The sequence below is a fragment of the Klebsiella sp. P1CD1 genome (genome assembly GCF_003790505.1).
GTDB lineage: Bacteria > Pseudomonadota > Gammaproteobacteria > Enterobacterales > Enterobacteriaceae > Klebsiella > Klebsiella variicola.
This window is the reverse complement of the sequence record NZ_CP033631.1, coordinates 4,809,884-4,824,243: the sequence shown is the minus strand read 5'-3', so window position 1 is coordinate 4,824,243 and position 14,360 is coordinate 4,809,884. Positions and strand designations below refer to the sequence as shown.

Genomic DNA, 14,360 nt, shown 5'->3' with positions numbered 1-14,360 from the left:
ATAGTTGATCATCTCCATGAATAATCGGAGATGCGTCAAAATTGGGGCCAGGAATGGAAAGGGCGCTATATTACTGGATGGAGGAACGTTCGTCACCTCCTCCGCACCCTTCATTTTTCGGCTTTTGTGCCTGCGGAATGAGTGAGAAAAAATTAAAATAGCCCCAGCTGTCCTGTCACTATTGTAGCAAAGTCATCGTTGACGAAGGGCAGGATCCCTTCCGCCACCGGCTGCAACTGCTTTGTTAAATAGTGATCGTAATCGAGCGGCGACTGCTGGTAATCCACCGGCTCCGGGCCGCTGGTGGTCCAGACGTATTTGATGGTGCCGCGCTGCTGATACTGCTGCGCCCGCCCAAGCTTCACGTTGTGTTCATCCGCCAGCCTCGCGGCGCGCACGTGCGGCGGCACGTTACGTTGATACTCGGCCAGCGGTCGGCGCAGGCGCTTGCGATAAACCAGCTGCTCGTCGAGTTCGCCATTCATCAGCCTGGCGATAGTCTCCCGCACATAATCCTGATACGGCTGGTTGCGGAAGATGCGCAGGTATAACTCCTGTTGAAACTGCTGGGCTAGCGGCGTCCAGTCGGTGCGTACCGTCTCCAGCCCCTTGAACACCATGCGCTGGGCATCGCCCTCCTGAATCATCCCGGCATAGCGCTTCTTGCTGCCGGTATCGGCGCCGCGGATCGTCGGCATTAAAAAGCGGCAGAAGTGGGTTTCATACTCCAGCTCCAGGGCGCTGGTCAGCTGGCTTTTACCAAGCTCCTGCGCCCACCAGGCATTGACGTCGCTGACCAGCTCGCGGCCGATCTCCGCTGCCTGTGCTTCGCTATGCGGGCGTTTCAGCCAGACGAAGGTGGAATCGGTATCGCCGTAGATAACGTCGTAGCCTTTGGCTTCAATTAGCGCTTTGGTCTGGCGCATGATCGCGTGACCGCGCATGGTAATCGACGAGGCGAGACGCGGGTCGAAGAAGCGGCAGGCGCTGGTGCCCAGCACGCCGTAGAAGGCGTTCATGATAATCTTCAGCGCCTGGGAGAGCGGCTTATTATGCTGGCGTTTGGCTTCATCGCGGCCGTGCCAGATCTGGCTGACAATGCCGGGCAGGCAGTGTTTGTCGCGCGAAAAGCGGGCGCCAAGGAAGCCCTCGATGCTGTGCTGATCATCGGGCTGCGCCAGGCCTTCCACCAGGCCGACCGGATCGATTAGAAAGGTACGAATAATCGACGGATACAGGCTTTTGTAGTCCAGCACCAGCACCGAGTCATACAGACCGGGGCGGGAGTCCATCACGTAGCCGCCGGGGCTGGCCTGCGGGGGGACGTCGCCGAGGTTCGGCGCCACGTAGCCCAGGCGGTGCATGCGTGGGAAATAGAGATGGCTGAAGGCGGCCACCGATCCGCCGTGGCGATCGGCGGGCAGACCGTTAACCGTCGCCCGTTCGAGCAGAAACGGCATGATCTCCGTTTTGTGGAAGATCCGCGTGACCAGCTCGCAATCCTGCAGGTTATAGATCGCCAGCGCCGGTTTGTCTTCATGGAAGCGGCGATCGATCTCGTCCATCCGATCCCACGGGTTGTCAATGGCTTTACCTTCACCCAGCAGTTCGCGGGCCACGGCCTCCAGTGAAAAGGAGGAGAAGTTCCAGAACGCGGATTTTAGCGCGTCGATGCCGTCGATAATTAGCCGCCCGTTGGCCTGGGCGAAAAAGACGCCGTTCTTAAAACCGTGCTCACGCCACTCCAGCTCGCTGTTGCCGCGGCCGAGACGCAGCGGGATACGATAGCGCTCGGCGTGCTTTTGCAGGACCCGCAGATCGAACTGCACCACGTTCCAGCCGATCAGCACGTCAGGGTCGTGTTCGGCAAACCAGGCGTTGAGCTTTTCCAGCAGCAGGGGACGGCTGGCGATGAAGACCAGCTCGAAGTCGACGTCTGGCGGCGTTTCCGGTTCGGGGCCCAGCATGTAGACCACCCGCTGGCCGCAGCCTTCCAGACCGATGCAGTACAGCTCGCCGTGGCGGCTGGTTTCGATATCCAGCGACACCCATTTCAGCGGCGGGCGATAGTCAGGGTTCGGTTTCATGCGCGCGTTGACCAGCTGTGAGCCGCGCGTTTCGCCTTCTACCCACACCGGGGCGGTGATAAAGCGCTCCATCAGGTAGCGCTCCGGCGGACGGATATCACCCTCGTAGACGGTGACGCCGCTGTCGCGGAGCATCTTCTCCAGACGCATCAATTGACGATGGGCGCGACAGTAAAGGCCGACAACCGGCTGACGGTGGAAATCTCTCAGGGCCAGCGGAGCGAAGCGGAAGCCTTTCTCCCCCTGCAGCAGCCGTTCAGCCTGCTCCTGCTGCGCTTCGGGGATAAAGGCAACGGACTCCTGCGGCGGGAGTGTGACCTGCAGCGGGCCGTCGTCGGTGGCCAGCCAGAAGGAGAGCTCGCTGCCCTGCGGGGTGTCCCGCCAGTGACGGGTGAGTAGAAAACCTGCTCGTGGCTGGGTCACGGGTATTCTCGCCGATAAAAAACCAGGCTTGATTATAGCCTGGTTTCATGATGGATGCTGGGGTTTTATACAGGTATTCGGCGCTAAGGTGGCGAGCAGGGTGATTATTGGCCGTAGTAGGCTTTGGCCCCGTGCTTACGCAGATAGTGCTTATCGAGCAGCGTCTGCTGCATATCCGGCAGCTGCGGCGCCAGCTGGCGGCAGAAGATACCCATATAGGCGATCTCTTCCAGCACGATGGCGTTATGCACCGCGTCTTCGGCATTCTTACCCCAGGCAAACGGGCCGTGGGAATGCACCAGCACGCCGGGCATCTGCGCCGGGTCGATTCCCTGCTGACGGAAAGTTTCGACAATCACGTTGCCGGTTTCCCACTCATATTCGCCGTTGATCTCCGCATCGGTCATCAACCGGGTGCAGGGAACCGGGCCATAGAAATAGTCAGCGTGGGTGGTGCCGGTCGCTGGAATGGATTGCCCGGCCTGCGCCCAGATGGTGGCGTGGCGCGAATGGGTATGCACAATACCGCCCAGCGTCGGGAAGGCCTGATACAGCAGGCGATGAGTAGGGGTATCCGACGAGGGCTTCTTGTTGCCTTCCACCACCTCGCCAGTCTCCAGACTGACGACCACCATATCGTCGGCGGTCATCACGCGGTAATCCACGCCGGAGGGTTTGATAACCAGAACGCCCTGGTCGCGGTCGACGGCGCTGACGTTGCCCCAGGTTAAGGTCACCAGATTATGCTGCGGCAGCGCTAAGTTGGCTTCCAGAACCTGGCGTTTAAGATCTTCTAACATAGTGTGCTCCGAATAGCAGGCGAGTCGGGTATCCCTCACCCCGACCCTCTCCCGGCGGGAGAGGGAGAAAGGCGGCATGGCGCCCTGTCGGTATCCTCTCCCCAACGGGGAGAGGGAAAGGGTGAGGGGACGGCCTCTTAGCGTTTTGAACCATAATACACTTCATTCCAGCGCAGCGCGTCCTTGAAGGACGGCAGACGGGTATCGTTGTCGATGACCGTCAGCTCGATATTGTGCAGCTCGGCGAACTGGCGCATATCGTCGAGGTTCAGCGCATGGCTGAAGACGGTATGGTGCGCGCCACCGGCGATGATCCAGGCTTCCGAAGCGGTACGCAGATCCGGCTGCGCTTTCCACAGGGCGTTGGCCACCGGCAGCTTCGGCAGATCGTGCGGCGTCGGGACGGTTTCAATGGTATTGACCAGCAGACGGAAGCGATCTCCCAGATCGATCAGGCTGGCGACAATCGCCGGGCCGGTCTGGGTATTGAAGATCAAACGCGCCGGATCCGCTTTGCCGCCGATACCCAGCGGCTGGACGTCGAGGATCGGTTTCTCGGCGGTAGCGATCGTCGGGCACACTTCCAGCATATGCGAACCGAGCACCAGATCGTTGCCGTTGTCGAAGTGGTAGGTGTAATCCTCCATAAAGGAGGTGCCGCCCTGCAGACCGGTTGACATCACCTTCATGATGCGAAGCAGAGCGGCGGTTTTCCAGTCGCCTTCACCGGCAAAGCCGTAGCCCTGCTGCATCAGGCGCTGCACGGCGAGACCCGGAAGCTGTTTCAGGCCGTGGAGATCTTCAAAGGTGGTGGTAAAGGCGTGGAACCCGCCCTGCTCGAGAAAGCGTTTCATCCCCAGCTCAATGCGCGCGGCGTCCAGCACGTTCTGGCGCTTCTCGCCGTGAACCTGCGCCGCCGGGGTCAGACGGTAGCTGCTTTCATATTCATCGACCAGCGCGCTGATATCGCCGTCGCTGATGCTGTTGACCACCTGCACCAGATCGCCGACCGCCCAGGTGTTCACTGAGAAGCCAAACTTGATCTGCGCCGCGACTTTATCGCCGTCGGTCACCGCCACTTCGCGCATGTTATCGCCGAAACGGCACACTTTCAGATGGCGAGTATCCTGTTTGGAGACCGCCTGGCGCATCCAGCCGCCGATGCGCTGGTGGGCTTCTTTATCCTGCCAGTGGCCGGTGACCACGCTGTGTTGCTGGCGCATACGGGCGCCGATGAAACCGAACTCGCGGCCGCCGTGCGCGGTCTGGTTCAGGTTCATAAAGTCCATATCGATGCTGTCCCACGGCAGCGCGGCATTGTATTGCGTATGGAACTGCAGCAGCGGCTTATTGAGGATGGTCAGGCCGTTGATCCACATTTTTGCCGGCGAGAAGGTATGCAACCAGACCACTAACCCGGCGCATTTGTCATCGTAGTTGGCGTCGCGGCAGATATGGGTGATCTCGTCCGGGGTGGTGCCCAGCGGCTTAAGGACCAGTTTGCACGGCAGTTTGGCTTCCGCATTCAGGCTGTTCACCACATGTTCGGCATGCTTCGTCACCTGGCGCAGGGCTTCCGGGCCGTACAGATGTTGGCTGCCAATAACGAACCATACTTCATAGTTATCAAAAATCGTCATTTTCGTATCCTTAATGGGTGAGCGCTGCCTGAGATTGCGAGGCTTTTTCCGCCTTTGCAGCCGAAGGGAGATAGTGTTGTTCAGCGCTGACCGACCACTGCTGGTAGCGCTGATAGAGTTGTTCGAAACGTTGCGCCTGCGCCGGGCGTGGCTGCAGGGTGGTTTCCACCTGGCTTGCCATCCACTGCTGGGCGGCGGGAATATCGTCATAGACGCCGGCGGCGACGGCGGCGAAGATAGCCGCCCCCAGCGCACAGCACTGATCGGAGGCGACAATCTGCAGCGGGCGGTTCAGCACATCGCAGCAGGCCTGCATGATGACCTGGTTTTTCCGTGCGATACCGCCGAGGGCCATCACGTTGTTAACCGGGATCCCCTGCTCGGTGAAGCACTCCATAATGGCGCGGGCGCCAAAGGCGGTGGCGGCGATGAGGCCACCGAACAGCGCCGGCGCGTCGGTCGCCAGGTTAAGATCGGTGATCACCCCTTTCAGACGCTGGTTGGCATTCGGCGTGCGGCGGCCGTTGAACCAGTCGAGCACCACCGGCAGGTGATCGAGGGACGGATTATTGGCCCAGGCTTCGGTGAGCGCCGGCAGTAACTGTTTTTGGCTGGCTTTGATTTGCTCGCGCAACGCCGGCTGCTGCTGAGCCAGTTGTTCCAGCGGCCAGCCGAGAATGCGGCCAAACCAGGCGTAAATATCGCCGAAGGCGGACTGGCCTGCCTCCATGCCGATAAAGTGCGGAACCACGCTGCCGTCAACCTGCCCGCAGATACCTTTTACCGTGCGCTCGCCGACGCTCTCTTTATCGGCAATCAGGATGTCGCAGGTGGAGGTGCCGATGACTTTCACCAGCGCGTTAGGTTGCGCCCCGGCGCCAACGGCGCCCATATGGCAGTCGAAGGCGCCGCCGGAGATGGCCACGGTCTGCGACAGACCCAGACGCTGGGCCCACTCTGCGCTCAGCGTGCCGACCGGCACATCGGCCGTCCAGGTATCGGTGAACAGCGGCCAGGCCAGATGCTGATTAATGATGGGATCAAGCTCATCGAAGAAGCTGGCCGGCGGCAGACCGCCCCAGCTTTCGTGCCACAGCGATTTATGTCCGGCGCTGCAGCGGCCGCGGCGCAGATCCTGCGGACGGGTGGTGCCGGAGAGCAGGGCGGGTACCCAGTCGCAAAGCTCTACCCACGAGGCGGCAGCCTGGGCGACGGCGCTATCTTCGCGGGTGACGTGAAGGATTTTGGCCCAGAACCATTCGCTGGAGTAGATACCACCGATATAGCGCGAGTAATCCTCTTTGCCCGGCTGGTGACACAGGCGGGTGATCGCCTCGGCTTCCTCGACCGCGGTGTGATCCTTCCACAGGACAAACATGGCGTTAGGGTTGTCAGCAAATTCTTCGCGCAGCGCCAGCACGCTGCCCTCGGCATCAACGGGAGCCGGGGTTGAGCCGGTGCTGTCAACGCCAATGCCCACGACGTCGGCGCGCTGTTCGGCGCTCAGCGAAGCGAGCACGCTTTTCAGCGCCGCTTCCATGGACTCGATATAATCTCGCGGGTGGTGGCGGAACCGGTTGTTAGCCCCATCGCAATACTGTCCTTCGCGCCAGCGCGGATACCACTCTACGCTTGCCGCCAGCTCTGCGCCGGACGCGCATTCCACCGCCAGGGCGCGGACTGAGTCACTACCAAAGTCGAGGCCAATCGCAATTGCCATCTTGTTACTCCATGCAGAAATCATTCATGCAGCAACAGTAGATATCCCCGGCAAAATCCGTCAGGCCGGATTCGCTAATCTTATGGATTATTTTGCTGTCACCTCGCAAAGTGTGACGCCGTGCAAATATTCGATGTGGACTTTCCTGCCGTATTTATAGACACTTTTGTTACCCGGTATATCACGGTGGAATGCACGCTGCTGGCGCTTTTTCGCTTACCGTGCGGCTTTTTAGCGAAATTCCCACCGCCGTCGCAGTCGCGACAGGGCCGAGAGCGATAAAATGATGAATATGGACAATTGGTGTCACTAATACCTTCGGGGAGAACCACGCGTATGGCCGAAACGCAAAACGATCCGCTGCTGCCGGGCTACTCTTTTAACGCTCATCTGGTCACCGGCCTCACGCCGATTGAGGCGCAGGGATACCTGGATTTCTTTATCGACCGCCCGCTGGGCATGAAAGGCTATATTCTCAACCTGACGATCCGCGGCGAGGGTGTTATCAACAACCACGGCGAGCAGTTCGTCTGCCGGCCGGGTGATATGCTGCTGTTCCCGCCAGGGGAAATCCATCACTACGGCCGCCATCCCGACGCCAGCGAGTGGTATCACCAGTGGGTCTACTTCCGGCCACGCGCCTACTGGCACGAGTGGCTCAACTGGCCGACGATCTTCGCCCAGACCGGCTTTTTCCGTCCGGATGAACAGTGGCAGGCGCGCTTTGGCGAACTGTTCGGCCAGATCGTCGATGCCGGGCAGGGGGCGGGGCGCTATTCCGAACTGCTGGCAATAAATCTGCTGGAACAGCTGCTGCTGCGGCGCATGGAGGCGATCAACGAATCGCTGCATCCGCCGCTGGATAACCGGGTGCGCGACGCCTGCCAGTACATCAGCGACCATCTGGCGGACAGCCATTTTGATATTGCCAGCGTCGCCCAGCACGTCTGCCTGTCGCCCTCGCGTCTGTCGCACCTGTTCCGCCAGCAGTTGGGGATCAGCGTGCTCGGCTGGCGGGAAGATCAGCGCATCAGCCAGGCCAAACTGCTGCTGAGCACGACACGGATGCCGATCGCCACCGTCGGGCGCAACGTTGGCTTTGAAGATCAGCTCTATTTTTCGCGCGTATTTAAAAAATGCACCGGCGCCAGCCCGAGCGAATTCCGTGCAGGATGTGAATAAAAAGTAAAGAAAGTGAAATGATGACCCGCTTAAATATCACAGCCAGTAAACTATTAAGACAATTGGTGGCTTGACGAGGGCGCGATGGCTCCGGAGAATCCGGGCTTCGTTTTTTAACCGGGTACATTATGCAAGCATTGCTGGAACACTTTATCACCCAATCCACGGTCTACTCGTTGTTAGCCGTGATGCTGGTGGCCTTTCTCGAGTCGCTGGCGCTGGTGGGGCTTATCTTACCCGGAACGGTGATGATGGCCGGCCTTGGGGCGCTTATCGGCAGCGGTGAGGTTAACTTCTGGCAGGCGTGGCTGGCGGGGATTGTCGGCTGTCTGCTGGGCGACTGGATCTCATTCTGGCTCGGCTGGCGCTTTAAAAAGCCGCTGCACCGCTGGTCGTTTATGAAGAAAAACCGTGCCCTGTTGGAGAAGACCGAGCATGCGTTGCATCAGCACAGCATGATCACCATTCTGATCGGCCGCTTTGTTGGGCCGACGCGACCGCTGGTGCCGATGGTCGCCGGGATGCTCGATCTGCCGGTGGCGAAGTTTGTGCTACCGAATATTATCGGCTGCCTGCTCTGGCCGCCGCTCTATTTCCTGCCCGGCATTCTCGCCGGGGCGGCGATTGATATTCCGGCCGATGAAAACAGCGCCAGCTTTAAATGGCTGCTGTTGGGGGCGGCGCTGCTGGCCTGGCTGGCAGGGTGGCTGTGCTGGCGGCTGTGGCGGAGCGCGAAAACCTCAGGCGATCGCCTGACCCGCTGGCTGCCGCGCGGCCGACTACTGTGGCTGTCACCGCTGATGGTGGTGGTCGCCGCGACGGCGCTGACTCTGGTCTGCCGCCATCCGCTGATGCCGGTCTATCTGGCGATCCTGCACAAGGTTATTGCGCGCTGATGCCCATCAGATGCGAGGCGCTGCTGTTGCCGCTTAACAGCTCGGCGGTGGCGCCATCCCAGACAATCCGCCCTTCGGCGACCACTATCGAGCGCGGCGCGATGCGTGCGGCATCTTCCACGCTGTGGGAGACCATCAGCAGAGTGAGCTGCTGCTGCTCGCAGACATCGGCGACCAGGGACAGCATCTCCTGACGCAGCGCCGGGTCAAGCGCTGAGAAGGGTTCATCCAGTAACAGCACCGGCTGCTGGCGCACCAGACAGCGGGCCAGCGCCGCGCGCTGCCGCTGACCGCCGGAAAGCTCGCCCGGCAGGCGTTCCAGCAGCGCATCAATTCCCATCTGTCCGGCCATCGCCGCCACCTGCGCCTGCTGCTCGCGGCTCAGTTTCAGGCCCGGGTGGATCCCGAGGCTGATATTCTGCCGAACCGTGAGATGGTTAAACAGGTTATTCTCCTGGAACAGCATCGAGACCGGACGCTGCGCCGGCGGCGTCGCGTTATGCACCTCGCCATTGATCCGCAGGCTGCCGCTGGCGGGCGGTAGAAAACCGGCGATCAGATTCAGCAGGGTGCTCTTTCCGGCGCCGCTGGGGCCGAGCACCGCGATGCGCTCGCCGCGCGCGACGTCGAGGGTAAAACGCATCGGCAGATGCTGGTACAGCCAGGTCACATCATTGAGTTTTAGCATCACGCCCCGGAAGTTTTTCAATCAGCGTAAATAATAAGAAACAGAGCAGCAGCAGGAGCAGGGCGGTGACGGCCCCGTCCTGGCTGCGGTAGGCGCCTATCTGCTGGTACAAATAGAAAGGCAGGGTGCGGAACGCCTCGTTGCCGAACAGGGCCACCACGCCGAAGTCACCAATCGACAGCACGCAGGCGAAGGCTAACGCCTGGGCCAGCGGGCGCCGGAGGGCGCGAAGCTCAACCACCCGCAGCCGCGTGAAGCCTTCAATCCCCAACGACTGGCACAGCATACTGTAGCGAGCGGTTACGTCGCGCATCGGGTTTTCCAGCACTTTGAGCGCGTAGGGGATCGCCATCAGGGCATTGGTGAAGATGACGATGCCGTCGGCGGACTCCGGCAGTCCGACGCTGTTACTGAGCAGCAGAAAAAAGCCAGTGGCCAGCACAATCCCCGGCATGGCAAGGATTAACATGCCGCTCAGCTCCATCGCCTGCCCGGCCAGCGGCCGCTGGCGGGCGCGCAGCTCCCGGCTGCTCCACAGCAGCATCATCGTCAGGGTTACGCTCAACAGCCCGGCGGCGATGGCGATGCGCAGAGAGGTACTCAATGCCTGCCAGAGCGCCGGCTGCGCCAGCACGTTCAGCATGTTGCGGTTGATCCCGTCGACGATGACCGCCAGCAGCGGTGGGAGCAGCAGCAGCAGGGCGGCGCCGATCAAGAGTCCGTCGCTCAGGCGGCTGTGCAGACGATCGTCAGGGTCGCGCCAGCCGCGGACATGGCTGACGCCGATAGCCACCGCTTTACTCAGACGCTGGCTGAGCAGTACCAGCGCGAGGCAGCAAAGCATCTGGATCAGCGCCAGCATTGCCGCGCGCGCCGGATCGTAGTCAAAGCTCAGCGCCTGGTAGATAGCCAGCTCAATCGTGGTGGCCTTCGGGCCGCCGCCCAGCGACAGCACGGTGGCGAAGCTGGCGAAGCAGAGCATAAAAATCAGCGCAGCGACGGCGGGAATCTGGCGGCGCATCCACGGCCATTCGACGAGGCGGAAGAAGGCATAGCCGCGCATGCCAAGCTGGGCGGCAATTTGCCGCTGTTCACCAGGGATACTCTCCAGCGCCTGCAGCAGCAGGCGGGTGGCCATCGGCATATTGAAAAAGACGTGCGCCAGCAGGATGCCCTGCAGACCGTAGGGCGAGAAATCCCACTGCCAGCCGAGCGCGTGAAACAGCGAGGCCAGCCAGCCCTGGCGGCCATAGACGCTGAGGATGCCGAACACCGCCACCAGCACCGGCAGGATCAGGGTCATCGCGCACAGGCGCAGCAGCAGTGTGCGGCCCGGGAAGCGACGCCGGTAAAGGGCGCGGGCGAGAAAGATCGCTGGCACCACCGAGAACAGCGCTGACAGCGACGCCTGCCAGAAGGAGAAGCGCACCACGTGCCACAGGTAGCTATCGCTGAAGACCGATTGCCAGCCCGCGCCGGGGGCGCTAAACCACAGCGCCAGAAACGCCGCCAGCGCGACGGCGCAGAGCAGGGTGGCGGCAAAAAGGCCCGGCAATAGCCCGCGAAGGTTTAGCGGCTGACGGCGCGTTGCCATGCATTAATCCAGGTCTGACGCTCGCTGGCGACCTGTTGCGGGGTAAACGCCAGGGTGGTCTGCGGCTTCACCAGGGTATCAAACCCGGCCGGCAGCGCGACCTGAGTCACCGGATACATCCAGTTCCCGGTGGGGATGGCGTTCTGGAAGCCAGGCGAGACCATAAATTTGAGGAACTTCTCCGCCAGTTCCGGCTGCTTGCTGGCGGCGGTACGCGCGGCAACTTCGACCTGCAGATAATGGCCTTCAGCGAAGCTCGCCGCTGCATAGTTGTCTTTCTTCTCTTCAATAATGTGGTAAGCCGGCGAGGTGGTGTAGCTTAAGACCAGGTCGCTTTCCCCTTTCAGGAACAGACCGTAGGCTTCACTCCAGCCCTTGGTGACGGTGATCGTTTTCGCCGCCAGCTTCTGCCAGGCCTCGGGCGCTTTATCGCCATAGACCTTTTGCATCCACAGCAGCAGGCCCAGCCCCGGGGTACTGGTGCGGGGATCTTCGTAGATGACGCGCCATTTCTGCGGGCTCTCAACCAGCTCTTTCAGGCTTTTCGGCGGGTTAGCCAGTTTGTTTTTGTCATAGACGAAGGCGAAATAGCCATAATCGTAGGGGACAAAGGTGTCATTATCCCAGCCGCCCGGCACGCTGACCGCGCTGGCAGGAACGTGGCTTTTGGCGAACAGTTTACTCTGCGCCGCGGCTTCCAGCAGGTTGTTATCCAGGCCAAGCACGATGTCGGCCTTGCTGTTCTTGCCTTCCATGCGCAGGCGATTCAGTAGCGAAACGCCATCTTCCAGGGCGACGAACTTCAGTTCGCAGCCGCAGTCCGCTTCAAAGGCTTTTTTGACCGCCGGGCCGGGGCCCCAGTCGGCAGAGAAGGAGTCATAGGTATAGACGGTGAGGACAGGCTTAGCCAGAGCGGGCATGGCGACCAGCGCCAGCAGCGGGAGTAATTTTTTCAACACTTTGCACCTCAGAAAAAAGGGGTGGCAAAGGATTTTGAGTGAGCCTCAAATCCCTTCGCCGGCGTTATCCGGATCAGGTTCGACGGGTATTTTCTCAGCCCATACGCTTCATCCTTCAAGCCGCATCTGCGTTAGCTTCGCGCGTTCACCCCAGTCACATAGTTATCTATGCTCCAGGGGATTCACCCGCTTGCTGCCTTGATGCAACGTGAATGATATTGCGTATGTTTATTAGCACCCCGTTGAGAACGGCCTTAGTGTAATGATTTTGTCAGATGACGGAAAGCGCTTACGGCTCCGGCGGCGCAAACCACGCGGATTTAAAGTCGAACCAGCCGAGGGTGTTCATCCGTACGCCGCGCATACTGCGCTGCCCCTGAATCATCAGCCAGTGGTGGATCAGCGGCACGATATGTTGCCCGGCCAGCAGCCGCTGGCTCCAGGTGGCCGGATTAAACTCTCCCGCGCGCCAGCGGCAGGCGTCTGCCTGCCAGTCAATGGGGATGCAGCGCTGAATGAGCGGGACTTCGTACAGATAGGCGAAGAGTGAGAATTCGATCGGTAAGGTGAAGTTAACGCTGTTGAGCCAGATATCGCTGACCACCTCGCCGCGATGCCAGGCATCATACTCCAGCTCCTGGATCTCCAGTTTTACCTGATGCGCTGCCAGCAGGTCGCGCATAATCCCGCCTATCACCCGATGTTCGACGTGATCGCGGTAATAGGTGAGGGTGACGGTCTCCAGCCCCGCCGGCTTCTCGCAGGCGTGGTTGCTGGCGTGATGCCAGCGCGGCAGCAGGCCGTAGGCGGGAAACCAGTTGCCCTGGTAGTGTTCGCCCGCATGGTAGAGCAGGTTGGCGGGCTGAAACAGATAGCTTAACCAGCGACGCACCGCGTCGTTGGTCCCCAGCGGGCTTCGCGAGTCGAACAGCAGGTAATAGCAGCCCTCTTCCAGGCGACTCTCCACCGCTTTTTCGCTTTCGGTATTGCCCTGCAGCGTCAGGCCGCCATTGGGCTCTTCACTAATTTCCGGCAGCACCCAGACGTTCACCTCATCGATCAGCGCCCGGTAGCCAAAATAGTCTTCAAAGGCATGGATCTTGAGCTGGTTCTGATTGTTACGCACCACGGCATAAGGGCCGGTGCCGACCGGCATGGAGGAAAAGTGGTTCATGGTCTGCCACTCCTGCGGCAGCACCATCGCCGGCACCTGACCCAGCAGCCAGGGCAGCCAGCGGTCGGGCTGGCGCAGATGAATATCCAGGGTCCAGGCGGTGGGCGATTCGATGCGTTCGATATGTGAATAGAGCGGCAGGGCATTGCTGCGCTGCAGAGAGGCGATCACATCCGCCATCTCCAGCTCACGGCCGTGGTGAAAATGGATGCCCGGGCGGAGGAAAAAGCGCCAGTGGGTGGGGGTCAGCTGCTGCCAGTGGTGGGCAATATCGGCTTCCAGTTCCCCATTTTCCTCATTTACCCGCGTCAGGGCGCTGAATATTTGCCGGGCAATATGCGTTTCCGAACGCCGCAGCGCACTGCCGGGCAGTAAATTCTTCATCGGACGGTAGTAGAGCACGCGCAGGATATGGCGTCCCTGGCGGAAGCTGCGGCCAAGATGAGAGATCAGCATCTGGCGGACGGCGGCCTTATCGCCGACCAACTGCACCAGCTGATCGATGCGATCCTGCTCGAGGAGATCTTCGGCACGCTGCTGCTGCAGGGCGAGACCGGTATAGAGAAAGGTTAGCCGCGAACGCTTGCCGCGGCCTGCCTCCGCCTCCCAGGCCAGCCAGCCGCGGGACTCCATCATATTGAGCAGGGTGCGCATATGGCGACGCGAGCAGCTCAGCATTTCCGCCAGCTCGTTGAGGGTGGTCTCCTGCGACTTGCCGTCGCAGCACTGCCATAAGCGGATGAACTGTTGTTGCAGACGGCTGGAAGACATAAAAGGGGAACTCCTGCGCAAAACTCAGCAATTTATTACTCCCCATATTAAGCCAATAATGAATCCCGATGAAGCGAGGAGGTGAATATGATGAGGTCTACCGCAAAATCGTTCTACCAGCGCTATTTTTCTGCGACGCAGGATGCGTCCTGGCTGGCCCGCCTGATGGCAGGACGACAACAGGAAATCCTGGGAGAACTGATGCAGTGGGGAGTGACGTCAAAGGCCTCTGATCATTGACTTGCAGACATCATGTGTGACTGAGTATTGGTGTTATACTCGTCGTTTTTCACGCTGCAGGGGCGTTGGCCGCGACCGCTCGTTTCGCTGTCGATGCGCTCAGGGCCTGACGTTCTGGCCACGCTCACCCTTTCAGGGCCAGCACAAGCGCTGTGCAAAACGGTTAACCGTTTTGTCCTGCAACAT

At 60.4% G+C, this 14,360-nt stretch carries 11 protein-coding genes and 1 riboswitch; of the genes, 3 read left to right on the top strand and 8 right to left on the bottom strand.

The features are described 5' to 3' along the window. Positions 1-152: 152 nt before the first annotated feature. The 4 genes from polB to araB all read right to left on the bottom strand — a co-directional run bounded on the left by polB (position 153) and on the right by araB (position 6,670). Positions 153-2,510, bottom strand: a complete 2,358-nt coding sequence (gene polB / locus DTA24_RS23865) for a DNA polymerase II (RefSeq protein WP_110209657.1) — start codon at positions 2,508-2,510, stop codon at positions 153-155. 104 nt (positions 2,511-2,614) lie between these two features. Next, positions 2,615-3,310 carry an L-ribulose-5-phosphate 4-epimerase gene (gene araD / locus DTA24_RS23860; RefSeq protein ID WP_012968949.1) on the bottom strand — a complete coding sequence of 232 codons (696 nt, stop codon included), beginning with the start codon at positions 3,308-3,310 and terminating at the stop codon, positions 2,615-2,617. A gap of 137 nt (positions 3,311-3,447) precedes the next feature. Continuing rightward, positions 3,448-4,950, bottom strand: a complete 1,503-nt coding sequence (araA, locus tag DTA24_RS23855; protein ID WP_008807461.1) for an L-arabinose isomerase — start codon at positions 4,948-4,950, stop codon at positions 3,448-3,450. 10 nt (positions 4,951-4,960) lie between these two features. After that, positions 4,961-6,670, bottom strand: coding sequence for a ribulokinase (gene araB, locus DTA24_RS23850; protein WP_123837083.1), 1,710 nt, complete (start codon positions 6,668-6,670; stop codon positions 4,961-4,963). Positions 6,671-7,006: 336 nt separating this feature from the next. Between araB and araC the strand changes: the two genes are divergently transcribed. Continuing rightward, positions 7,007-7,852 carry an arabinose operon transcriptional regulator AraC gene (araC, locus tag DTA24_RS23845; protein WP_004204301.1) on the top strand — a complete coding sequence of 282 codons (846 nt, stop codon included), beginning with the start codon at positions 7,007-7,009 and terminating at the stop codon, positions 7,850-7,852. A 128-nt stretch (positions 7,853-7,980) separates the two neighbouring features. Further along, on the top strand, positions 7,981-8,748 hold the full coding sequence (locus DTA24_RS23840; protein ID WP_008807458.1) for a DedA family protein: 768 nt from the start codon (positions 7,981-7,983) through the stop codon (positions 8,746-8,748). Here the strand turns inward: DTA24_RS23840 and thiQ are convergent. From thiQ to sgrR, 4 genes are all read right to left on the bottom strand, one after another. Then, on the bottom strand, positions 8,735-9,436 hold the full coding sequence (gene thiQ / locus DTA24_RS23835; RefSeq protein WP_012542868.1) for a thiamine ABC transporter ATP-binding protein ThiQ: 702 nt from the start codon (positions 9,434-9,436) through the stop codon (positions 8,735-8,737). The genes DTA24_RS23840 and thiQ overlap by 14 nt on opposite strands. Next, positions 9,420-11,030 carry a thiamine/thiamine pyrophosphate ABC transporter permease ThiP gene (gene thiP, locus DTA24_RS23830; protein WP_123837082.1) on the bottom strand — a complete coding sequence of 537 codons (1,611 nt, stop codon included), beginning with the start codon at positions 11,028-11,030 and terminating at the stop codon, positions 9,420-9,422. Before thiP ends, thiQ begins: the two co-directional genes overlap by 17 nt. Then, positions 11,006-11,989, bottom strand: a complete 984-nt coding sequence (thiB, locus tag DTA24_RS23825; protein ID WP_123837081.1) for a thiamine ABC transporter substrate binding subunit — start codon at positions 11,987-11,989, stop codon at positions 11,006-11,008. Before thiB ends, thiP begins: the two co-directional genes overlap by 25 nt. 32 nt (positions 11,990-12,021) lie before the next feature. Continuing rightward, positions 12,022-12,241: riboswitch (TPP riboswitch) on the bottom strand. Positions 12,242-12,278: 37 nt separating this feature from the next. Further along, positions 12,279-13,934, bottom strand: coding sequence for an HTH-type transcriptional regulator SgrR (gene sgrR, locus DTA24_RS23820; protein ID WP_060619523.1), 1,656 nt, complete (start codon positions 13,932-13,934; stop codon positions 12,279-12,281). A gap of 87 nt (positions 13,935-14,021) precedes the next feature. Here sgrR and sgrT point away from each other — a divergent pair, with 87 nt between their 5' ends. Further along, complete coding sequence (sgrT, locus tag DTA24_RS23815) at positions 14,022-14,174, top strand: glucose uptake inhibitor SgrT (protein ID WP_012542866.1); 153 nt, start codon at positions 14,022-14,024, stop codon at positions 14,172-14,174. Positions 14,175-14,360 lie beyond the last annotated feature (186 nt).

Bases quoted from the DNA above. Each gene is read 5' to 3' on its own strand.
- araD (WP_012968949.1), bottom strand. From the start codon at position 3,310: ATGTTAGAAGATCTTAAACGCCAGGTTCTGGAAGCCAACTTAGCGCTG.
- araA (WP_008807461.1), bottom strand. From the start codon at position 4,950: ATGACGATTTTTGATAACTATGAAGTATGGTTCGTTATTGGCAGCCAA.
- araB (WP_123837083.1), bottom strand. From the start codon at position 6,670: ATGGCAATTGCGATTGGCCTCGACTTTGGTAGTGACTCAGTCCGCGCC.
- araC (WP_004204301.1), top strand. From the start codon at position 7,007: ATGGCCGAAACGCAAAACGATCCGCTGCTGCCGGGCTACTCTTTTAAC.
- DTA24_RS23840 (WP_008807458.1), top strand. From the start codon at position 7,981: ATGCAAGCATTGCTGGAACACTTTATCACCCAATCCACGGTCTACTCG.
- thiQ (WP_012542868.1), bottom strand. From the start codon at position 9,436: ATGCTAAAACTCAATGATGTGACCTGGCTGTACCAGCATCTGCCGATG.
- thiP (WP_123837082.1), bottom strand. From the start codon at position 11,030: ATGGCAACGCGCCGTCAGCCGCTAAACCTTCGCGGGCTATTGCCGGGC.
- sgrR (WP_060619523.1), bottom strand. From the start codon at position 13,934: ATGTCTTCCAGCCGTCTGCAACAACAGTTCATCCGCTTATGGCAGTGC.
- sgrT (WP_012542866.1), top strand. From the start codon at position 14,022: ATGATGAGGTCTACCGCAAAATCGTTCTACCAGCGCTATTTTTCTGCG.